The sequence below is a fragment of the Pseudodesulfovibrio karagichevae genome (assembly GCF_041414475.1).
Classification (GTDB): domain Bacteria; phylum Desulfobacterota; class Desulfovibrionia; order Desulfovibrionales; family Desulfovibrionaceae; genus Pseudodesulfovibrio; species Pseudodesulfovibrio karagichevae.
On sequence record NZ_JBGLYH010000002.1, the window covers coordinates 123,709 to 144,686 of the forward strand.

The following is a 20,978-nucleotide window of genomic DNA, read 5'->3' on the forward strand; positions in this document are numbered from 1 at the left end:
GAAGTAGTGAGGGGAAAAAAGGGGATGGATTTCCTACTAGCAACAAAGAAGAGAACAGAATTATTATATTTGAATGACTACTTATCTGGAATCAAGACCCCTTTAAGGTCTTCAACGTCCGAAAAATAGAACTCGGCAAACGTTTGAAAATTATATGGCATATACGACCTAATATCAAATGCCGGATGAATCCTGTGCCCATGTAAACGAACCCACAATTTCTCCAGGAAAAAAGTCAACACTTTTGCGGGATCAACCAATTCAATACCCCCTGGATATTTCACCACTACGCTACGACCATCTTCAAGCTGGCCGGTCTGAGAATGGTAAACATAGCTATCACCTCTATCAAAGAAAAGCCCAAAGTCTAGTAGGCAGGAAAGCAAAGAACCACCAATGTCTCTCGGGTCTTTTGCATGCTCATTGAACCAATCACACATTGTCGCCAAATTGTTCGTTTTAGAAGCATAGGCGAATAAACAACATTCTGGAGGTGTTGACTTAATTCCTTTTTCTTTCACTTGATTCTGCCAATAATAAGTCAACTCCGGAATATAATCCAAGGCATGAATACTCTTTGCATTCTCTATAGCCTCACCAAGAGTCGCTTTATTCAATGTTGTCTTCACTTCGATCGTTGCGTAGACTGTCTCTATTGGAAAAATCTTGTGGAAATACTTCGGATATTCCTTTGAATAAATCACGATATCAACTTGGCGGCTCATTTTACCGTGTCGGTCAACAAGCATCGAGTCGGTATCGACACCAAACTTTGCAGGCAAAAATTCTCTGATTACCCCAGCTAAGGCCTTTTCGTTTTCGGTCCCTCTGGTCCCTGAATGCTTGATGGCTTTCTTATGGAAAAGATAGTCCGACTGAAGCTTTTCATAAACGCTTACGAAATAGTCTTGCACATGCTCAACACCTATAAAGACATCGTCTTTCTTGGATTCCTCAGACGGTTGTGACATCGACTCTCTCCCAGCTTCATCGTTTTACCTCAAGGCCAAAACAAAACGCATACACAATACGCCTTCCCTCTATTCCGACAAGCTAAACAAAGTATTGTGTGGGGACTATTGTGGGGACAAAGGTTTTCATATAGACGGAAAAGGGCTTGTCTTTTGCGAGACAAGCCCTTGATATTACTGGCGGAGAGGGAGGGATTCGAACCCCCGGACGAGTTGCCCCGTCTCTGGTTTTCAAGACCAGCGCATTAAACCGAGCTCTGCCACCTCTCCGTTTGGGGTCGGCGCGGATTTCGGCGCCGATTTGCAGGAAACCGTTTGTAGAAAACCGTACCCTGGAATGTCAAGAAACAAAAGGGTATCGGACCGACGACGGGTATTCCCCGCCACTTTCATTCCTGTTTGACACCTTCTTTTGCTTCCCGTATGAAAAGAATTGACTGAAATTCAAACAAAACGACGGGATATCCCAATGAAAGCCCCGCAAGAAGTCTTTGCCGAATATCTGGCCCACGAGAACCTGAAGATGACGCCCCAGCGGCGGGTCATCCTCGATACCCTGCTCAAGAAGAACGACCACCTCTCCTCGGAGGAACTCTACGCGCTGGTCAAGAAACGGGACGCCTCCATCGGCCAGGCCACGGTCTACAGGACCCTCAAGCTCCTCAGCGATTCCGGGCTGATAGAGCCCCTGGACTTTGCGGACGGGGTGACCCGCTACGAGCCCTGCTACGGCAAGGACCACCACGACCACCTCATCTGCGAGAAATGCGGCAAGAATATCGAGATCGTCGACGAAGTCATCGAGCGCCGCCAGGAGCAGCTGGCCAAGGAGCACGGCTTCACCCTGATCCGCCACAAGATGTATCTCTACGGGCTGTGCCCGGAGTGCCGCAAGAAGTAGCTATTCCTCTATTTCGGCCAGGAACTGCGCCAGGGCCGGAATCTCGCCGTGCACGGAATGCCACGTGTAGCGGTCCTTCACCTTTTCTCCCTCGGCCGTGAACTGGATGCCCAGCCCGATGGCCCCGCCCCGGCCCGAAAACCGGCTGCGCACGGTGCCCATGGCCGTGAAGAACGAATACTTGCGCGTCTTGGGGCTCCAGATGCTGACCCGCAGGACCAGCTGGCTGCCGGGGTCCAGCGGGGGCATGCCGCCCTTGGGGTTGACGATGTACAGGCGCAGGCCGCCCGCCGAGATGTTCTCCACGGCCAGGCGGGTGCGAGCGTCGTAGCGGGCCGGATTGTTCACGGTCTGGAGGTCCGGCCGGAACATCCAGAAGGTCCGCGCCTTGCGGCCGCTCCACGCCTTGACCCGGACCGCCCCCTCGCGGGCGACCCGCTGGCGGGAGTGCCGCCGCCGCAGGATGAAGCGGTAGCGCACCGGCGTGAGCAGGCTCAGCTCCTTGATGACCACGCCCCGTTTCTCCACGTGCGCCACCAGGGTGGTGAAAGCGTTGATGCGCTTGCCCGAATAGGCGAACGGCCGGGTGAAGCAAATGACCTGCTGATGCTTGAGATGACTGAAGGTGGAGGTGGCGTCGAGCAGTTGGAGCTGCATCTTTCCCCCGGCCACGCTGGCCACGCGCGCGTTGCAGAGCTTCCGCCCGACCACGCCCCCGGAGTACAGGCAGACCTCGAGGACCACGGCCCTGGAGACCAGGTAGTTCTCCACGGCCCGGCGCTTGCGCCGACGCAGCAGGCGGGACGCCCAGCGCCCGACCACGTGCAGGATGAGCAGCCGGTAGCGCCACAGGACGTAGACCACGGCCATGGGAACGGCCACGGACAACGTCCGGGACAGCAGTTCCATGACGTCGAGGTGGCCGCCGCCGAAGGTGCGCTGCACCTCGCGCAGATAATTGGACTGGGCCAGGAATCGGACCATCTTCCCACCGGTTGCGGTTCAAGAGGTTGACGCTCGTTGCCTCTGTTGCGGACCCGCTGCAATTTCAATACCTTCCGGCATAACCGGAATCCGAACCGGGCGCGCCGCACTGCGGATCGCGTTCTCCCGGCGTGGCATCGGCACCTGCAACAAGCTTGAATATAACGGAATAGCGGTCTCGCTCCGAACGGGCCGGACAGACCTGCTCAAGCAACCACTTACTATCGTTTACCTTCATGCGCAAGTCAGGACGCCGGGACGCGCCGGCGCGGGGAATGGGGCCGGGGCCGGAAAAAGCCGGCTGCGCACGCCGGGGACAACGCCCCTGCGCCCGGCCCGTTGAGCGGTAAATCTTAACCTCCCCGATACAGACAAGAACGGGGTTTGCTGGCATTGCCAGTCCATGAGCGCACTCAATCCCCATGTGGACGATTCGGACAGGCGGTTCCTGCTGGACAGAAGCCAGCGCTCCCCGCTGTGGCGGCAGATCGCCTCTGCCCTGGAGCGGGAGATCGTCCGGGGGCATTTTTCGCAGGGCGAGCGGCTGCCGACCGAGAGCACGCTGGCCAAGTGGTACAGCGTCAACCGGCACACCGTGCGCCGCGCGCTGTCCCATCTCCAGGAGCGGGCCCTGGTCCGGTCCGAAAAGGGACGGGGAACCTTTGTCAGCGAGCACGTGGTGGAATACATGGTCTCGCGGCGCACCCGGTTCAGCGACAACCTGAACCGGCAGAACTATTCCCACGACGGCGTACTCATCGACCACCGGGTGGTGGAGGCGGGCGAAGCGGTGTCCCGGGCGCTCCAGATCCAGCCCACAGCGCAGGTCTCCATGCTCGAAATCCTGCGTAAGGCCGAAGGCCGCCCCCTGTCCCTGACCACCCACTACTTTCCCCGGCCGCGCTTCGCCGGGCTGCACGAGACCTTCCTCAAGACCGGCTCCATCACCCAATGCCTCAGCGCCCACGGCGTGGCCGACTACTTCCGCGAGGAAACGAGAATCCTCACCCGGCAGCCGACCACGGAAGAGGCGCGCCTGCTCGGCCTGACCAGGTACCGGCCGGTCCTGGAGACCCGCTCGGTCAACGTGGACGAGCTCGGCGTGCCCGTGGACTTCGGCATCACCCGCTACGGCGGGGGCAAGATCGAGCTGGTCATCAAGACCTTCCTGGACTGATCAGATGATCCGTCTCCTGAGGCGGGACGAAAGCTGCTCCACCAGCAGGACCAGGCAAAAGATCAGCAGGATGATGGTCGAGGCCTCGGAATACATGAACATGTCCATGGAGACCTTGAGCTCGATGCCGATGCCCCCCGCCCCGACCAGGCCGAGCACCACCGAGGAGCGCGTGGCCTTTTCCAGGCTGAACAGGGCCGTGTTCACGAAGGACGGCAGCGCGGCCGGGATCACGGCGCAGATGATCGTGCCCAACCGGCTCGCCCCGAGGGCCTCCAGCGCCTCCTGCGGCCCCTTGTCCACCTCCTCCATGGCCTCGGCGAAGAACCGGCCGCAGAACCCCATGGTGTCGACCATGATCGCCAGGGTGCCCGCGAACGGCCCCAACCCGACCATGACCACGAAGAACAGGGCCCAGATCAGGTCGGGCACGGTCCGGAACAGGGCGATGAGGTTTCTGGACAGGTAGTACAGGGCCCTGTTGGGCGTCTGGCTCTTGCTCGCCAGGATGCCCAGCACCAGGCTGAAGACCACCCCGAACACCGTGCCCACCAGGGCCATCTGCAACGTCTCGAGCAGGGACAGGGCCACCGCGTCCACGCGGCGAAAGGACGGCGGGAACATCTCGGAGACCAGGTCCACTATATACGGGAAGCCGCGCACGAATTCACTCAAGGAAAAGTTGATGTTGCGCATGGAAACGATGAAAAAGGCCAGCCCGGCCGCGTAGATGGCGAACGACAGCGCGCTCGGCCGGGGGAACCGGATGGGCAGCAGCGCCGGGTCCGTGGCCTGGCCGTCGAAGACGAATCGGTTTCCTTGGCGGGTCCGGTCAGCCATAGATCCTCCGCAGGGTTTCCTCGTTCAGGTCCGTGGACGCGCTGTCCATCTCGATGCGCCCGTCGCGCAGGCCGATGACCCGATCCGAGTACTCCAGGGCGTGGCGCACCGAGTGCGAGGTGTAGACCAGGGTCAGCCCCCGGCTGCGGATGAGCTCCACGAAGAGGCGCATGACCTCCTCACCCGCGTTGGGGTCGAGGCTGGCCACGGGCTCGTCCGCGAACATGATCCGGGGCCGCTGCATGAGCGCGCGGGCGATGGCCACCCGCTGGGACTGGCCGCCCGAGAGCTGGTCCACCCGCTGCTCGGCCACGTGGGACAGGCCGACCAGCTGCAGGCAGCGCATGGCCTCCTGGCGCTCGCCGTCCGTGGCCAGCATGTGCCACCAGACCCTCGGGCCGCGCTTGCGGCTCTGGGCCCCATGCAGGACGTTGGTCAGGGCGGTCAGGCGCGGCACCAGATTGTGCTTCTGGAAGACGAAACCGACCTGGCTGCGCAGCTTGCGCAGGCCGGACCGGTTCAGGGACAGGACGTCCGCCCCGCCCATCTCCACGACGCCCCCGGACGGCTCGATGAGCCGCAGCAGGCAGCGCAGGAAGGTGGACTTGCCCGCGCCGTTGGACCCCACCAGGGCCACGGCCTCGCCCTTGTCCACGGCCAGGTCCACGCCGTTCAGGATGGTCGTCCGGCCGAAGGACTTGACCAGCCCCTCGACACGGATCTCCCTGTGGTCACCGGAAAAAACCGCCGGGGAGATATCCCCGGCGGACGTATTGATCTTCAGCATCAGTCACCCACGAATTCCGAGTACTGGGGATAGCCGATGGTAGCGTACATGGCGCGCACGTAGTTGTAGTCCGCGTCCTTGACCTGCGGCAGGAAGACCATGCCCTTGTACTTCTGGTTGTCCTCTCCGGTCAGGATGGCGGCGATCATCTCGTCGGAATGGTCGGCAAAGGCGGCGCGCACCTTGGCGACCACGTCCTTGGGCACGTGGGGGCCGACCACGAGCACGTCATTGGGCAGGTCCGGGCCGCGCGCGATGACCTTGAAGGCCCCGGCGGGCAGCTGCTTGTCCCTGTTGCGCATCTTCAGGAACTTGTCGTTGGTGGTGGCGAAGGCGGCCACGTCGCCGCGCTTGAGGGCCTCGAAGCCGACCTTGTAGTCCACGTGCAGGGTCTTGACGTCCTTGAGGGGATCGAGCCCGTTGTCCTTGAGGATCTGCATGGGGGCCAGGTGCTTGGAGGTGGAGCCGACGTCGCCCATGGCCACCTTCCCGCCCTTGAGGTCGGGCACGGAGTTGACCCCGCTGGAGGCCAGGACGATGATCGAGCCGAAGTAGTCGGGCCGGGAGAAGCCGACCACGGGGTCGGCGTTGACGCGCTTCTTGAAGACCACGTACTCGGCCGGGCCGGTCAGGACGAAGTCCACGCGCTTGGACTTGAGGGCCTCCACGGCGGCGGTGCGGTTGTTGACGGGAAAGAACTCGAAATCATAGCCGGTCAGGCTGCCCAGCTTCTCCTTGAACACGCCGAACTCCCGCTGGAGCTCCTCCATGCCTTCCAAATCGGTGACGGCCAGCCGGACGGTCTCGGCGGCCAGGGCCCAGGCGCCCATGGCGCAGACCATGAGCAGGGCCATGAACAGGGTGACGATCGAACGTTTCATTGCTTCTCTCCATGATTTCCGGTTGCGCCGGCCCTTGCCGACGATCGATTGGGTCACAGAGTATGTCCGTCCGGTTACGCGCAGATTGCGGTTGAACGTACATAAGACGAACTTCCCATAGACAAATCAGCGACCTGTCTACTGCTTTACTTTTCCCGCCCACCTCGCCGAACATGGCCTCCGATCGGGGAAACTTGATGCGCCATTCCGGCAGGATAGCGCCTCGGGCGAACCATGCCGCGCGGCCGTCGCCAAAAGGCCGCGCGACCTTCATGCAGTCAAGACGACAAAGAGGAACGATACATGGATATGCGCATACGAAACGGACGCGTGCTGCTCCCGGACGGAGACGTGCGGCAGACGGACATCATGGTGGCCGACGGGACCATTCAAGAGATCGGCGGCTCCCGGAACGGGGGCCAAAGCGGGGAGAAGACCCTCGACGTCGGGGGCAGGCTGGTCCTGCCCGGTATCGTGGACCTGCACGGCGACGGCTTCGAGCGGCACATCATGCCGCGCGCGGGCGTCTCCTTCAGCCGCGCCCTGGGGCTGCTGGACACGGACCGGACCATGACGGCCAACGGCATCACCACCGCCTTCCACGGGCTGACCTGCTCCTGGGAGCCGGGGCTCAGAAGCCGCGAGGCCGCCCGCGCCTTCCTGGCCGACTTCAAGGCCGTGCGCGGCAGGCTCGGCTGCGACACCCGCCTGCACCTGCGCTTCGAGACCTACAACCTCCCGGCCCTGGACGAGGTCGAGGCCTGGATACTCGACGGGACCGTGGACATGCTCGCCTTCAACGACCATATCGACGCCATGTTCGGCAACCTGGACCGCTATTCCAAGATGTCCGGCTACCTGGACCGCACCGGCCTGAACCGGGAGGCGTTCATCAGCCTGATCACCGAGATCAAGGAACGCGCCGCGGCCGTGCCCGAGGGCATCCGCAAGCTGGCCGGGGCGGCGGCCGAGCGAAACATCCCCATGGCCTCCCACGACGACCCGGACCCGGACACGCGGTCCTGGTACGACGGACTGGGCTGCGCCATCTCCGAATTCCCCCTGGACGAGGACACGGCCCGCAGCGCGCGTGCCCTCGGCGGCGCGGTCATCCTGGGCGCGCCCAACGCGCTCAGGGGCAAGAGCCACATCGACCGGCTCATGGCCCGCGACGCCATCCGTATGGACCTGTGCGACGCCCTGACCTCGGACTACTTCTACCCTTCCCTGCTCCAGGCCGCCTTCGCCCTGGCCGGGGACAAGGTCTGCCCCTTCCCGGACGCCTGGCGGCTGGTCTCCGAAGGCCCGGCCCGCGCGGCAAAGCAGAGCGACCGAGGCGTGATCGAACCCGGCAGGCGCGCCGACCTGGTCATCGTGGACGACTCGGACCCGGCCCTGCCCTTCGCCGCCATGACCCTGCGCCAGGGAACCCCGGTCTTCAGCGCCAACGGCCTGGGCATGTAGCCCGCCAGTCACGCGCTGAAACAGGGCCCCCCTAGGGCTTCACGTAGGCGAAGCCCCTGCGCTGCAGCTCCACGATCTCCACCACCCCGGCGGGGACCACCTCGCAGCCGGGGCAGAGCCGTTCGGGGGCGATGTTGAAGTGCGTGAGCGCGTTGTTGCACACCTTGACCGCCGCGCCGAGGGCGAGCACCTCGTTCAGCTGCGCCGCGTGCTCGCCGTCCCGGTCCAGCAGGCGCACGCCCGGCCCGTTGACCACCAGGACCACGGCGGGTTTCTCACCGGGAAAGGCGTTCAGGTAGTTCTTGATGTTGCTGATGGCGATATCCAGGGCCTGGCTCTCATGATCGAAATGGAACAATACATCGTAATTCATATCTGTCGCCTCTTGCAGCCTTTCGGCCGCATTGTGGGTTGAGGGAATGTTGCCGGTCTTGCGTCTTTTTATCCCAAAGAGATGTCCTTGCAAAGACGCGCCCGCCGTGCGCAGGACGCAAAAAAGGGGTTACGTGAAATTCACGTAACCCCTTTGCATTCTGGCGGAGAAGGAGGGATTTGAACCCTCGTATGAGCTTTACACCCATAACACGCTTAGCAGGCGTGAACCATGCTTTTTGTAGGCATTAAAACACAGTGAGTTACAGAGTTTTTTGAACCTACTTTCGCCTCGTGCCCCCTTGTTTTCTCTTCATGCCCCCATCAAAGGGGGCACAAAAGGGGGCACAAGTTTCACAGTCTTCCCCCTAGTCCACACTCGCCGGTTCGATCAAAATATACCCGCCGTAGGTCGAGACGTTACCGAGCGCGTCGGTCACCTCAAGCTCGTGGTAGTACCTGCCAGGAGCAAGGGCGGTGTCGGACGACGAAAGCGAAACGGTTATTTCCGTCCCGCTGGTAACTGTCCCGGTCCTGTCCGCGCCGACAGTACCCGCCCCGGGGTAGGCGGCTATGCCGTGTGTCCATGAGGCCCCGGAGATATCGGTTGCGACTCCTCCCGTGGTCACGGTGAAAACCAAGTTGCGGGTATCCCCGGAGCGTATGGTTGCGTCGTAGCTCATTTTATCCCCCAAGTTCAAAAATTATAGCGGTGTCCACGGTCCTGTCGAATACGATGCCAGTTGAGATTGTCCTGTCGAACGTGATTGCGCTGGATGAAGATATTTCGGTGATGCCGTCGGGGTAGATTGTGACAGCGACAGCCCCGGTCAAATCGTCCAGCTGGGCAGAGATGACGGCGGAAGCCGGATTGAGCACACCTATGGAAACGTCCCCGGAGATATCCCCGAGGTACCCGGAGAACACCGCCGAAGCGTGGTTGTCCACCTCGACGGCTACTGCGCCGACAATGTCTGCCAGTCCTCCAGACAGAGCCACCGCACTGTCGTCCGATGAGTCCACGGCAACGCTTCCGCTGACATCCTCCAGTTGGCCGGAGACAAATGCGGAGACGGGGTTGGATACCTGCGCCGTGACGGCCCCGTCGATATCTCCGAGAGCCCCGGCGATGGCGGCGGCGGCATCCGGCTCTCCCCCGGCCACCACATACTCGTCGATGCCGATGTCCGGCGTGGTCGACCGCGCGTCGCCGTCCACGTCCGTCAGGCACTCGTATGCCTGGCCTGTAGTGTCCGCACCGGCATCGATCAGATCGGTGCTCGTGGCGTCGAGGTGGTAATCGTCATTGGCCGCGTCGACAAAAACAACCGTTGCGTTGGCGATGTGGCCGGACCCCGCGCCAGGGACGCTGGCATCGTCGGATGCGCAGTTGAGGCTGGCCGCGCTAAACGTGCCGGAATAATTGTAGGTGCTGCTCACGGACAGGCAGTTGACGGCCGCCGTTCCACCGCCCCTAAAACCGTAGTAGCATCCAGCGGCAGTGCATTGGACAGTATAACCAGCGCCGCCCAGGGCGAGCCCTGCAGAACCGTTTGCCGAGTAGCCTACGGCGAGACAATTGGAAACGCGATGTGTACCGCCACCAGCAAACCCACGTGCATAGGCGGCTGATGCCTCGCTCCATGTCGCGCACCGGTCGGCGTCTAGGCCACTGGGTGCCCATACAGCGTGACAATCAATCGCAGCGGCCAGCGATTTGATTTGGAGCCCGACGAGCCATACATTGGGCCGCACAATCAGGCCGAACGCATTGGTCGGCGTCGAGATGGTCACGTTGGTGACCAGGATGATCCCACGGAACTCGTGCGCCGTGTCTGCCCGGATAATCAGCGGAGATGTCTCCGATACAGTCAGCGTGGAAAAATCGACGGTCCCGGCCAGGGTCTCCGAGTCGTATACCGTGGCATCGATCCCGCCCGGGATGCTGGTGAGGTCGTCGCCATAGGTCGACGTCAGCCAAGCACGAAATGCCGGCAGGTCGACATGATCCTGACCTGCTCCGATGGTCCTGTAGACAGTCATCGCGCCACCACCTGGCTGGCGTCGATCTCGGGCACAGTCCACTCGCTGGCCCGGATGGCGTCGAGGTCGATGCCAAGGATGTCGAGGTCAACGCCGTGGGAATGGCGCAGGACCGTCCTCGCCCCCCGGCCGTCGTATGTGCCATCCGGCAGATAGACGTCGTAGTACTCCATCACAGGCTGGCTCCACATCCGCGCAGTGTCCAGATCGATGTCAACAGCCACGATCAGCAGGCCGTCCAGATAGTCTGCCCTGCCCCACTCCTGCACGGCCGGGTCGATGGTTGTCACTATGCCGCCACGTTCCGGGCCTGTCATCATGATCGCGATTTCAACCATCACGCTCTCCCGGTCATAAATCGTTTGGGGCGCGTCCTGCCGTCACCGATTCGCTCCCACTCCATGGACCGCGCACCCAGGCCGTGGATCAGCCGCACCGCCTCGCGCCGGTATTCCCGCCGCCACTGCCCCAGCATGCCCGACAGATGGGCCACGTGGCCACGGATCAGCACCGTGGCCACGACCTCGAACGGATCGCCGTACCGGGAGTGCTCAGGCCCGGCACGCAGAATGGCCACGACCGGGTCGGCGCAGATGGGCGTCAAGGTGACCGACATGGGCAGCCCCTAAGCGTTAGGCATCGTCAGCGTGGCCGAAGACAACGAGACAGTGGCTCCGGCCGCGATGGACGTGCCTCCACCGGAGATGGTCACCACGACCTCCTCGCCGTTATCAGTTGCCGTGGACAGGCGGGCGTCTAAATCGGCGATGTAGGTCCCGTCGCTATCCTCGAGTACGGCGAAGGTCGGCACGCCGGCATTCCCGGCAGTCACGCTGGACACCGCGGAGGCCGTCCAGATGCCGGACGCCGAGGAACCCGCAATCGGGTCAGCCATGATGAAATCCGCCAGGACATCACCGGACGGGGCTGTGCCTTTGGTGGCTGGTTTGGTGCCGCTGTAAATTTTGAGATGCGCGGCAGCGGTTCCGGCGTCAGCCAGGGTGGTGATTGCATCGCCAAGGGCGTTGCGCAGGATGGTGGAAACGCGAATGGTCATGGTCTATTCTCCTTTGTGATGCGCGTTTTATTGGTAGGCGTAGACGGCCGATACCCCGGTGACACCGGTCACATTGAGCGATACCGTAGTCGCGGTCGGGATCAAGATGGCCACGTTCGATGTATCCTGGCTGTCACCACTGCTCTGGGACGAGATGGTCCAGAAAGCGCCGCCGCCGAATGAGGACCCGGAAGTAACTGAAAATACCATTTGCGGATTCGTCCCGCTAACTCCGATGAACAAAGGCTTGCCGATCGTGAGGTCGGGTATTGTCCATGTCCCGGTTGCCGGAGTAGGCGACGATACAAGAGACACGACGCCATCGCCCTTGTCCACCCACGCGGGCACGCCGCCAGACGTTCCCAGCACCTTCGTGTCGTCAACAGGGGCTGCGAGCCGCGTGGGAACTCCGCCAGTCTCACCATAGGCGATATCCCCTTTGGTGGTGATCACATTTCCCGGCACACTGGTCAGGTCTTCCGCGCTCAGGGCAGGGAGCTTGCCGCCCGTCTGCACGGCGATCACGTCGCCATCTGCAGTGCCGATGTCGCTGTCCTTGAGCACCGTGCTCAGGTCCGGGATGGCGTCGGCGGCGTCCTGTGCGGACTGCGCCGACGCCGCGGCCTTAATGGCGTGGTGCTTGGCCGAATAAGCTCCCGTCTCGACGGCCACGTCCTCGGGGTTGTCGGCCCATTCCTGGGACTTGTCCCTGGCCGCCTCGGCAGCGGCCTGCGCAGTCTGTGCGGCGGTGGCGGCAGCGCTCACGTCACCGACCGCATCAAGGGCTTCGTCTATCTCGACATGCGACCGGCCGTCCTCGTTGTTGGCGTGGGCGTTCAGAGCAGTGAACAGGTCGTTGATGGCCACGTTGTTCTGCTCGGCCACACCTTCGCGGACGCTGGAGCCGCCCACGGAATCGTCGGGGATGGTCTGGGGGTTACGCGCGTATGCGGTCATTATTTCACCTCTACTTTTTTGACTTTGCCGTCTTGGTCCGTGATCCTGGTCACATCATTCCCTGTCCGAGTAAGGTACCAGACTAAATCGTTGGTCCTTTCCTTGTCCTTGGATGTTGACGCACGCTGAATAGCAATCGCGGCCAATCGGCCAAGGGCCTCTTTACCAGTGGTCGATCCGGATGCAACCTTCGTGGTGCTCCCGGCCAGCCACTTGACGAATTCAGGGTCCGTCATGAGTCTGGCTACCCGCCTGTTCACGGCAATTTTTGCGGCGACTGCGGACCCACCCCCGGCAGCGCCAAGAATAGTCGAGGAGAGGCTCATTCCGCCAACTCCTCCACCGAGTGCGCCCTTCCCGGCCCAGTCCAATATCGGCTTCCACAGATCGTCCCAGGCCGCGTTAACCGCAGTCTGGGAACTGTTGGCGTACTTCGACAAGCTCTTGAAAAACTCTGCGCTGTTGATCAGCTTGTCCAAATCCTTCCGGGCCGGACCGAATAGGATATCGGACATCCCGGGGGCATCCTGCTGCATCCTGGCATACCGGGTCAGGAACGTGGAGAAACTGAATCCCGATCCATCGGCGTTGGCCGCGCCAGGTGTGGGCATGGCCATTTCCCGGTATGCGCGCGCACGGAGAGCGGCCTGCGTTTCGGACGAAAGCATGTTCATGACCTTCATCATCCGTTCCGCAGCGGGCTTGCCGCCGCCGACTATCTGCCGATAGATTTTCTCCGGCTCGGGGTTCTTGATGATCTCGGCAGCCTCATCAAGCAGGCCGATCTCACCGAGTTTTTTGTCCCCCATGCCCCGTTTATACCAATCCTTTGCGGCGGCCCGCGCCTGCTTCGCGGCCTCCCCTCCGGCCTCCTCGGCGGCCGTACCGAGATCGCGGTCTGCTGCCCGCTCGAAAGTCATGCGCAAACGGTCGATATCATCCGCCTCATGGGCCAGTTTCTTGTACGACCCCCTGGCCGCCTTCTTGATCGAGTCAAGGGCCGATTTGCTGATATTGCCGTTCTCGTCCACGGATTTGAGGATCAACTTTGCCTCGCGTACCGCAGGGGCCATGGCGTTTTCTGCATAAGGGCTCTGCTTTGCGACAAAAAGGACCTTCTGTGCTTCGGAGACAATGTTTTTTGCTGGTATAGCCCCGCCTTCCGGGACGAAATCGCCGACCTTGTTCCACAGGTCGTCGCTGACATCTTTCCATTGCGTTCTGGCCGCGATGGCATCACGCTTCATCAACTGACCGATGTCGTATGGAGTCATGTCCGGCCCGAGAGATTCGGCGATACGGTTGCTCATCATCTCGCCTTGGGCCAGGTTGTGGGCATCAACCTCGCCGAATATTGACCCTGTACCGGGCTTCCCTCGCATCGACTGCGAGTAGGCGGCAGCCTCGGGATTCCCGAGCATACCGGCTTCCGGCTTGAATCCGTACTGTTCCAGCTTGGCGATGTCGTGCGAAGACACGGTGGCACCACCAAGGCGGCGTTTTACCATGCCTTTGATCGGGGCAAATGCTGGCTTGGCCATATCCAGGGCCTTGCCCACAATGGCGCCGCCGCCGAGGTCAACCGCCGCATCCGTAGCTGACCTTGCAGCCGATTCCCCGACAGAGGGCATCGTCTGCGGATACATCAGCCCGCGGATGTAGTCGTAAGTTTGCCCGCCAATGGCATTGCCGAGCGCGGCCCCGGCGGGCACGGTGACGACCTCCTCCGGGGTAAACGCCTGAGGACCAAGCTGTCCGCCGACAAAGGCTGCCCCGCCACCGAGCACCGATCCGGTTGCCTGAAAAACGCCCCGCAGCCAATCGCCATCGTCGTCTGGTCTTTTAGGTGTCTGCGGCGCTGCCCCCTGCCCCTGTCCGTACCGCTTGATGTAGGACCCGATCTCCGCCTCCGGGACACCAGCCTGCACCATGCGCTTTACGTTCTCCTTGAGGTCAGCCATCACTTGCCCCCATATTTGGTGATGAGCCTGTCTGCCTCAGAGTCGGCATTGGGCTGCCCGTCTCGGCCTCCGGAGAAATCGTAGGTGATCCGCTCCGGGGACATCCCGTATTGCGAAGCAAGACCGGAATAGAAGTCTTTCTTCCTGGAGAACGATTCAGCCTGATCCTGATAAATCCTTTGAGCTGTGCCAACGAAGTCCGCCCGCTGCTCAGGGGTCAGCCGTTCGCCACTGATGAGTTTGTTGTATTGTGCCCTGACCCGAGCGGGCACACCTGCCGCGTTCTGTGCCACGGCGAACTCCCCCTCGCGCACGACGCTGCCTGGGTCGAACATCTTCATGATGGAGAACACAAGCCCAATATCTCCGGCGGCCGACGGTTCCCGAGCGATGGATCTGATGGTGTCGAAGCTGCTCTGGATTTGCTTGAAATAGTTAGTCTCGGCGGAAAACTCTTTCCTCAGGTCGCGCTCTGCGTTGATGTCGATGCCGCCACCTTCGCCTCCGCCCATAAACCTGGGGGGAGCGCTCGGATCGGCCGGGTTGATCGCATAGATCCCGGGCCGTCCGTCAACGGTCATTTTCTTGAATTCGAAGTTCGGCCGCTTTTCCTGACCCGGATACATCGAATCAATCTGTTTTTTCGCCCCATACAGGCCCATCGCATCCTGCAACTTCTGCCTCGGGGTTTGGTAATCAGCCGCCCACCTGTACGCCTCCGGGCTCGCCGCCGTCAGGTCCGGGCCGCCGCCGAAGCCCCGCGCCCAGTTGTCGCCGGACGCGGCCATCATGCCGCCCACTGCCTGCGGGTGCTGGTACAGATAGCTGTCGGCCGTCCGCTGCCTGTCGAGCTGCGCAAGCTTTGACTGCTGCATCGCCTGGTTCTGCTGGGCGATGTCCATTTGCATCCGCGTGAACTGCTCCGCCAGGGCGTCCCTCTGCGCCTGCCGCTGGTCCAGCTCTTCCTGGCGCTTGCGCTCCCGAACCTTGTCCAGACCAGTCACCGCGCCGCCGAGGAACCCGGCAAGTCCGCTGCTCGTCATCATGCCCATATCGTGCCTCCTAGAAGATGGAGTCCCACAGGTTATCCATCAGGCCGCTGGTCGCCGACGAGGCGAGGTTCCCGATGGACCCCCAGATGGCCGCGTTGTTCTGTGCGTTTGCCTGGTCCTGGGCTGCCTGCAACTGCGAAGAGGCCACGGCCCCGGAGTTGCCCTGCCCGGCCAGTTGCATGGCCCGCTGGAAATTCTGCTCGTCGATGGTGTTCTGCCAGTTGAGTTCGTTGAGCGCCTGGTTGTAGTCCTGCTCAAGCAGCGAGTTGTTCCACTGCGCCTGCTGGTTCTGCTGGTCCAGGTTGTATTGCAGGGCGTTCTGGTTGTAGGCGTTCTGGTCCTGGGCGTTCGCCAGCCCGGCGGCCCACTGCGCTTTGTTCTGGTCGATCTGCTGCGCCTGGTCTTGGAGCCGGAGCCCGTACCCGGTGGCCACGGCGTTGGACAGGGCGTTCTGGGTGGCCTCGTTCTGCGCGCCCTGCGCCTGGCTCATCATGCCGCCTCCGGTGGACCCGTACAGGTCGCGCGCCGAATACTGGTCGTTGATCCCGGCCATGGCCTTGTTGTGCTGCGAGTAGATGGGCTGTTGCAGGCTCTGCGTCAGCTTGGCGTAGTCGCCGCCTTCCAGGCCGGAAACGGTGTTCATCTGCCCCGGCGCGGTGTAGTCGTAGTAGTTTGCCTGGGCCGGTCCCTGCATCTGGCTGGTGTAGCTCTGCGGGTACGCCTGCTGCCGTTGAAGCCCGGCCTGCATGATGTTGGAGCCGGTGCCCAGACCCTGCTTCTGCGCCGTGGTCGAGTCCATGGACCCCACTTCGGCGTCGGTTGCGTATGGATTGGTGGTCAGTGCCATTGGTCATTCCCTCCTGGGATTCTAGAAATCGCCATCCGATCTCTAGTTGAAATTTTTACGCGCTTCGTGTTAACCGCCGGGTAAAGGGGACAACCATGAAACGCATTCTCTTCCTCATACTCGCCGCGTCATTGCTCTTCGCCTGTGCGCCGAAGCAGCCCAAGACCATGGAACAACAGGCCGAGGAGGCCCGGGCCGAGGCGTACAAGAAGTCCGACGAAAAGGCCGAGAGCGGGGAGAAGCAGGAAGACCCCGGAAAGCCTAAGCGTGAGAGGAAAACGTCTCTCGGTGATATCTTGACCATCATCTCCTACTAGCCCTCATCAAACTGCTTGGTTTGCCAGCCAAGCCTGCCACATGGCGGCCAGGTTCGGTTCGCTGCCAGCCCCACTCGCCAGCGAGGCGGTCACAGCCTCAGGCCCGCTCATCATCCCGCCCACCGCGCTGCTTCCGTAACTGTCCTTTGCCCCTGCTGGGCCATACGGGTTCGTCTTTCCGACATAATTCAGGTCGCGTGCCTGGCTGATGAGGCCGACCGCATTCGACAGAGGTCCTGTGACCGGCACACCTGCCGCATCCATGACGTTCGAAACAAATCCCATCGCGTTCGGTGTAGTCGGGGAAATTTTTGTCGCCAGCGCCCCAACCCCCTTCTTCGCAGCCCTGGCTGCCAGCGGGCTCTCCGTCACCCCGTACACCTGCTCTGCCACCGCCGGGGCCAGCACGCCGATGCCAAGGCCCAGCGGGCTCATGCCCCATTCCGGGGTCTGCGCCTCGACCTCGCGCATGGTGTCCACGTCGTCCGCCTTCTTGGCGCCGAAGAAATCCCCGAGCATACCCATGAGGCCCGGGCTGCGGTGGGTGGCCCGGACGCCGCTCATGTCGTACCCGCGCTTTTCCAACTCGCCGACCAGACCCTTGTTCAGGGCGTCCAGGTCCTGCTTCTTGGCGTCCCAGCTCATGCCGGGCTTGCTGAATATGTCATCGTAGGCCGCGTCGAACGCCTTTTGGCGGTCTTCGGCTGCCGTCTTGATGTTCTTCTGCAAGTTCGAATAGTACCCGGCGTGGAACGGGCTCTGCTTGGAGTCGATGCCGTATGCCTGGAGCCCGAGCCCGCCGCTTGCCCGGTCCGCCGCCCGGTTCATGTTGTACCCGGCCGCCGTGGTCATCATGCCGCCCATAAGGGACGGCGCGCCGACCTGTGTCCAGCGGCCCGTCATCGGGTCCTGGGCCCACATGCTGTTCCGGTCGCTGTCGTTGCCGCGTCCGTCTCCGCCGCCCATGCCGTACCCGCCGGAATCGCGCCCTGCGCCCCCGCTCGGGTCGTTTCCGCCGTAATTCCCGCCACCGCCAAGACTCGGCATAGCTACCTCCCCACCACAACGAGTTTGGCGGCCAGCTCGGATATGCTCATCCGGCCGCCGTTCATGGTCCTGACCTGCAACATGATCCCGCTGTTGCGGAACTGCGCCCGGCACTCCCGGTTTTCCACCCGGCCACCGGCCAGGGGGAAATTCGCGTCGGCCAGTTCGTAGAGGGCGTCATGCAGCGAGTCGGCCCCGGACCCACGCACGAAGTCCACGGTCTGGAGAAGCCGTTTCGTCTGTTCGTCGCTGCCGTAGACCTCGATATTGTAGGTCCCGGACCACTCGAAATTCGTCTGGAGAATGACCTTGGTCAGCAGCAGGTCGCCGGGCCCGGTGATCATCTTGAACCGCGCCGCGGACACGACATCCACCTCTTCCCCGGGGGCCACCTCGTCCACGGCCTTGTTCTGGAGCTTGTAGAGGTACCCGGACTCCCCGGCCAGGTAGACGGCCCCGCCGAACTCGGCCACGGCGTAGATGTCCGTGCCGAACCCGATTTCCGTGAACCCGCCGAGCGGCGAGAACGTGTATATCTGGCTCCACCCGTTGGTCTTGGTGAGCAGCGTCCACACGGCGGCCATGCTCGGCAGTTTGACCATGCGCGGCTCGTCGGCAAGGTTGGCGAACCGCCCCAGGACAGCGTTTACCTTGGTCCCGATGGTCGGGTCCGTGGCGATGTCGCCATAGGCTTGCGTGGGGGCCAGGGCCTCAAATCCCTCGGAGTCGATGTAGTAGACATTCGATCCGAACCCGGTGATACAGTGCGGGCCTATGGCCGCGTTGGACAGGCTCAGGTCGTCGGCCGCCCAGGAGGATACCGGCGCGGCCATATCCAGCCGCCACAACTTCTTGCCGACCACCGCACCGTCGCTGCGGGCGACCTTGGACACGATCAGCGAACCGGACACCATGGCGAACCCGTTCACGGACATGCCGTCGCCGAACCCTGCGCGGATGGACACGGCACCGCCGTCCGTGGTGTCCCAATCTGTTTCATTTTCGGGGCCGCACATGTACACGGCGTCCAGGTCGTCAACCATGTTGCAGACCAGCCTGCCGCGCGCCGAAAAAACGATGGTCGCCTGCGGGCTGTTCTCGATCCGGTCCACCTTGGAGCCGTCCCAGGTGAGCAGGCCGCCGAAAGACCCGTCCGCCACGACCAGCTTGCCGTTGAACGTGGTCATGGTCGGCGTGTCCGTGTTGTTGAGCGGGGCCACGGTGACCCACTGTCCGGCGGAAAAGTCGTAGTGGTAGAGCACCCCGGCGGCCACGGCCACGAGGTATCCTTCGGAGTCCTTGCGCACGAACGGATAGAGGAACGTGATCGGTTCGCCGAGCGCGGTCGTGGAGGCCACGGCCAGCCCCTGGCGCGTGGTCAACTTCCCGGTGGACGGGTCGTAGACCACGTTGTAGGCTTGGGAAAGCTCGTTGTCCGCGATCTGCGACGGATGCAACGAAGCGTTCCACCCCCCGGTGGGCTGCATGATCAGCGGGACTTCTCTGCGATTGCCGATGAACATCTTGGGCTCCTGTTGACCGTTCTACAAAATTGCGATATTCTCTATTCAACAAAAGGTGAGACTATGCTGTGGCTTGGTATGCCACCCCGCGGGCCGGGCATTCCCGGACTTTGTCTCACAACGGGGCGCGCTTCACCGAAATGCGCCCCTTTACTTTTCCCCATCGTTCTTCCTCTCAAACTGCCGCCGGTTGCTCACGTGCGTGGACCGGATGCGATGCTTGCCGCCCTTCAACCGGGGATCGACGACCAGTGAGTTCGCCCAGGGCAGCTCGTTCATGATCAGCTTGAACCGGGGGTCGGTCGCCTCGGTCACGAGGTCCGGGTGCTCCAGCACGTGCTCGATGATGGCCGACACCTCGCGCGGATCCTTGAAATACTCGGGGTGCTTTTTGACCAGATGGCCGAGGTCGCCCCATACCTTTTCGCGCTTAAGGCCCAGCGTCTTGGCCAACCGCTCGCTCACCTCGAACCCCACGTCCCCGACAGTCTTTCCGCCGAACGTCCCGAGGGCGCCCTTTGGATTCATCATCCCACCAACAGGTGAGGCTACCGCACCCCAATCCATGACAGCCTGAGAAATTCTCTGTGGATCGACCGGCACGACCGTACCGTCGACCATGTACCCATTCCCGTAGTTGAATTGCCTGGATATCTCCCCCAGATTGGCCACGGAGCCCTTCAGCCCGGAATAGATCAGCGAGCGAGGCTGGCCGTCTTCCAATGGCTCGGTCAGGTAGGTATCCACCCGGTCGAGCATATCCATCATACCCATGCCTACACCCTCCCCCCGTTCCATCCGCGCGCCTTGAACACGGTCTGGCCCAGGTCGGCGTACATGGTCACGATCTTCTTCTCCATGTCGTCCATGAGCGCGATGTCCACGGATGTGTCGTAGCGGTCGATCTTGCGCGCCCGAAGCGCCACATACTCGCACAGGGCGTAGTCCAACTTGCCGCCCCACGGCATGGGGCTGGACAGCGTCAGGGCGTCCGGAACGGCGTTCACGTAGTAGCGCAGCCGCAGCGGGACATCGCCGACCGGCGCGGCCATGACCTCGATGGAACCGTCTTCCACGGAGTAGACCGCCGCATCCGTCGCCGAGACAATGGCGTCCAGCCGTTCGCCGTCCGCCTGGGTCAGTTGCTCATGGGTGTCCATGCGGGTCAGGCTGATGGGCGTGAGAAAGTCGGTCGGCAGCGTCAGAGAGGATTCCCCGGCCGCCAGGGTGTAGTCCTCCTCACCGCGCATGAACGGCAGCCGCTTCTGCTGCCCGAGAGCGTTGGCCCGGCGCACGGCCTGCTTCATGAACGCCAGCAGTTCGGCGTCTGTCCATCGGCTCTGTGTGCCGTCGTTCAGTTCGGTCCTGACGAGATCGGTGATGCGGTTCAGCACGTTGGCCATGGGACTGCTCCTACTTTATGATGATCAGCGGGCCGGTTCCGGCCGCATTGGCGTTGGCACAGTTGACCCTGGTCACGGTCATGAACTCAGGGTGCTCGGCCAGCCACTTCTTGAGGTCTTTTCCGGACAGGGTGTCCCCCGCCTTCTGCGCCTCGGTTTGCATGTCCAGGAACTCGATCAGCGGGATCTCTCCGATGACGCGGTGGTCGCGCTTGTCGGAGAATCCATTGTCGCCGAACTCGCGTTCGTAGTGGGCAGCCTCGCGAATCACGGCCGCGTCGTAGGAGGTCACGCGGGTCAGCTTCATTTTGTCGCTGTTGCCGATGACCCGGTTTTCCACGCTGATTAAATTTTCGAAGTCTGCCATCTGGTCACTCCTGACCGGGGAGAGGTC

24 protein-coding genes and 1 tRNA gene are annotated in these 20,978 nt (G+C 62.1%); 4 read left to right on the forward strand and 21 right to left on the reverse strand.

Going from position 1 to position 20,978, the window contains the following annotated elements; all coding sequences use genetic code 11:
- Positions 1-77 precede the first annotated feature (77 nt).
- Positions 78-971 (reverse strand): DUF6602 domain-containing protein, encoded by an 894-nt coding sequence (locus tag AB6M95_RS01355; RefSeq protein WP_371384933.1) that lies wholly within the window; start codon positions 969-971, stop codon positions 78-80.
- Positions 972-1,149: 178 nt separating this feature from the next.
- Positions 1,150-1,241: transfer RNA gene (locus tag AB6M95_RS01360), tRNA-Ser, on the reverse strand.
- Between the two features lie 199 nt (positions 1,242-1,440).
- Between AB6M95_RS01360 and AB6M95_RS01365 the strand changes: the two genes are divergently transcribed.
- Positions 1,441-1,872 carry a Fur family transcriptional regulator gene (locus AB6M95_RS01365; RefSeq protein ID WP_371384934.1) on the forward strand — a complete coding sequence of 144 codons (432 nt, stop codon included), beginning with the start codon at positions 1,441-1,443 and terminating at the stop codon, positions 1,870-1,872.
- Here AB6M95_RS01365 and AB6M95_RS01370 read toward each other — a convergent pair whose 3' ends face one another.
- Positions 1,873-2,856 (reverse strand): PilZ domain-containing protein, encoded by a 984-nt coding sequence (locus tag AB6M95_RS01370; protein ID WP_371384935.1) that lies wholly within the window; start codon positions 2,854-2,856, stop codon positions 1,873-1,875.
- Positions 2,857-3,259: 403 nt separating this feature from the next.
- On the opposite strand from AB6M95_RS01370, the gene phnF reads away from it, so the two are divergent.
- Positions 3,260-4,033, forward strand: coding sequence for a phosphonate metabolism transcriptional regulator PhnF (gene phnF / locus AB6M95_RS01375; protein ID WP_371384936.1), 774 nt, complete (start codon positions 3,260-3,262; stop codon positions 4,031-4,033).
- Here the strand turns inward: phnF and phnE are convergent, their stop codons facing one another.
- Genes phnE through AB6M95_RS01390 form a run of 3 tightly spaced genes read right to left on the reverse strand, consistent with a single transcriptional unit; the run spans position 4,034 to position 6,541 of the window.
- Entirely contained in the window at positions 4,034-4,873 is an 840-nt protein-coding gene (gene phnE, locus AB6M95_RS01380) for a phosphonate ABC transporter, permease protein PhnE (protein WP_371384937.1), read from the reverse strand.
- A complete protein-coding gene (locus AB6M95_RS01385; RefSeq protein WP_371384938.1) occupies positions 4,866-5,660 on the reverse strand; it encodes a phosphonate ABC transporter ATP-binding protein in 795 nt (264 codons plus the stop codon). Before AB6M95_RS01385 ends, phnE begins: the two co-directional genes overlap by 8 nt.
- Positions 5,660-6,541 (reverse strand): phosphate/phosphite/phosphonate ABC transporter substrate-binding protein, encoded by an 882-nt coding sequence (locus tag AB6M95_RS01390; protein WP_371384939.1) that lies wholly within the window; start codon positions 6,539-6,541, stop codon positions 5,660-5,662. The genes AB6M95_RS01385 and AB6M95_RS01390 overlap by 1 nt, the downstream gene beginning before the upstream one ends.
- A 303-nt stretch (positions 6,542-6,844) precedes the next feature.
- Between AB6M95_RS01390 and AB6M95_RS01395 the strand changes: the two genes are divergently transcribed.
- Positions 6,845-8,005: an alpha-D-ribose 1-methylphosphonate 5-triphosphate diphosphatase gene (locus AB6M95_RS01395; RefSeq protein ID WP_371384940.1), complete on the forward strand. Its 1,161-nt coding sequence runs from the start codon at positions 6,845-6,847 to the stop codon at positions 8,003-8,005.
- Positions 8,006-8,036: 31 nt separating this feature from the next.
- Here AB6M95_RS01395 and AB6M95_RS01400 read toward each other — a convergent pair whose 3' ends face one another.
- From AB6M95_RS01400 to AB6M95_RS01445, 10 genes are all read right to left on the reverse strand, one after another.
- Positions 8,037-8,378: a DsrE family protein gene (locus AB6M95_RS01400; RefSeq protein ID WP_371384941.1), complete on the reverse strand. Its 342-nt coding sequence runs from the start codon at positions 8,376-8,378 to the stop codon at positions 8,037-8,039.
- Positions 8,379-8,745: 367 nt separating this feature from the next.
- On the reverse strand, positions 8,746-9,060 hold the full coding sequence (locus tag AB6M95_RS01405) for a hypothetical protein (protein WP_371384942.1): 315 nt from the start codon (positions 9,058-9,060) through the stop codon (positions 8,746-8,748).
- Position 9,061: 1 nt separating this feature from the next.
- Complete coding sequence (locus tag AB6M95_RS01410) at positions 9,062-10,420, reverse strand: hypothetical protein (RefSeq protein WP_371384943.1); 1,359 nt, start codon at positions 10,418-10,420, stop codon at positions 9,062-9,064.
- The gene (locus tag AB6M95_RS01415) at positions 10,417-10,758 is read right to left on the reverse strand and encodes a hypothetical protein (protein ID WP_371384944.1); all 342 of its coding nucleotides are present in this window, start codon (positions 10,756-10,758) and stop codon (positions 10,417-10,419) included. Before AB6M95_RS01415 ends, AB6M95_RS01410 begins: the two co-directional genes overlap by 4 nt.
- Entirely contained in the window at positions 10,758-11,036 is a 279-nt protein-coding gene (locus tag AB6M95_RS01420; protein ID WP_371384945.1) for a hypothetical protein, read from the reverse strand. Before AB6M95_RS01420 ends, AB6M95_RS01415 begins: the two co-directional genes overlap by 1 nt.
- 9 nt (positions 11,037-11,045) lie before the next feature.
- The gene (locus AB6M95_RS01425) at positions 11,046-11,477 is read right to left on the reverse strand and encodes a hypothetical protein (RefSeq protein ID WP_371384946.1); all 432 of its coding nucleotides are present in this window, start codon (positions 11,475-11,477) and stop codon (positions 11,046-11,048) included.
- Between the two features lie 27 nt (positions 11,478-11,504).
- The gene (locus AB6M95_RS01430) at positions 11,505-12,434 is read right to left on the reverse strand and encodes a hypothetical protein (protein WP_371384947.1); all 930 of its coding nucleotides are present in this window, start codon (positions 12,432-12,434) and stop codon (positions 11,505-11,507) included.
- A complete protein-coding gene (locus AB6M95_RS01435; protein WP_371384948.1) occupies positions 12,434-14,395 on the reverse strand; it encodes a hypothetical protein in 1,962 nt (653 codons plus the stop codon). The genes AB6M95_RS01430 and AB6M95_RS01435 overlap by 1 nt, the downstream gene beginning before the upstream one ends.
- Positions 14,395-15,447: a hypothetical protein gene (locus tag AB6M95_RS01440; protein WP_371384949.1), complete on the reverse strand. Its 1,053-nt coding sequence runs from the start codon at positions 15,445-15,447 to the stop codon at positions 14,395-14,397. The genes AB6M95_RS01435 and AB6M95_RS01440 overlap by 1 nt, the downstream gene beginning before the upstream one ends.
- Before the next feature lie 10 nt (positions 15,448-15,457).
- Positions 15,458-16,294 (reverse strand): hypothetical protein, encoded by an 837-nt coding sequence (locus AB6M95_RS01445; protein WP_371384950.1) that lies wholly within the window; start codon positions 16,292-16,294, stop codon positions 15,458-15,460.
- Positions 16,295-16,389: 95 nt separating this feature from the next.
- Between AB6M95_RS01445 and AB6M95_RS01450 the strand changes: the two genes are divergently transcribed.
- A complete protein-coding gene (locus AB6M95_RS01450; protein WP_371384951.1) occupies positions 16,390-16,611 on the forward strand; it encodes a hypothetical protein in 222 nt (73 codons plus the stop codon).
- Positions 16,612-16,617: 6 nt separating this feature from the next.
- Here the strand turns inward: AB6M95_RS01450 and AB6M95_RS01455 are convergent, their stop codons facing one another.
- From AB6M95_RS01455 to AB6M95_RS01475, 5 genes are all read right to left on the reverse strand, one after another.
- Positions 16,618-17,658, reverse strand: coding sequence for a hypothetical protein (locus tag AB6M95_RS01455; protein WP_371384952.1), 1,041 nt, complete (start codon positions 17,656-17,658; stop codon positions 16,618-16,620).
- A 2-nt stretch (positions 17,659-17,660) separates the two neighbouring features.
- Positions 17,661-19,181: a hypothetical protein gene (locus AB6M95_RS01460; RefSeq protein ID WP_371384953.1), complete on the reverse strand. Its 1,521-nt coding sequence runs from the start codon at positions 19,179-19,181 to the stop codon at positions 17,661-17,663.
- A 150-nt stretch (positions 19,182-19,331) separates the two neighbouring features.
- A complete protein-coding gene (locus AB6M95_RS01465) occupies positions 19,332-19,955 on the reverse strand; it encodes a hypothetical protein (RefSeq protein ID WP_371384954.1) in 624 nt (207 codons plus the stop codon).
- Between the two features lie 2 nt (positions 19,956-19,957).
- Positions 19,958-20,584 (reverse strand): phage adaptor protein, encoded by a 627-nt coding sequence (locus AB6M95_RS01470; protein ID WP_371384955.1) that lies wholly within the window; start codon positions 20,582-20,584, stop codon positions 19,958-19,960.
- Between the two features lie 10 nt (positions 20,585-20,594).
- Positions 20,595-20,951, reverse strand: a complete 357-nt coding sequence (locus AB6M95_RS01475; RefSeq protein WP_371384956.1) for a hypothetical protein — start codon at positions 20,949-20,951, stop codon at positions 20,595-20,597.
- Positions 20,952-20,978 lie beyond the last annotated feature (27 nt).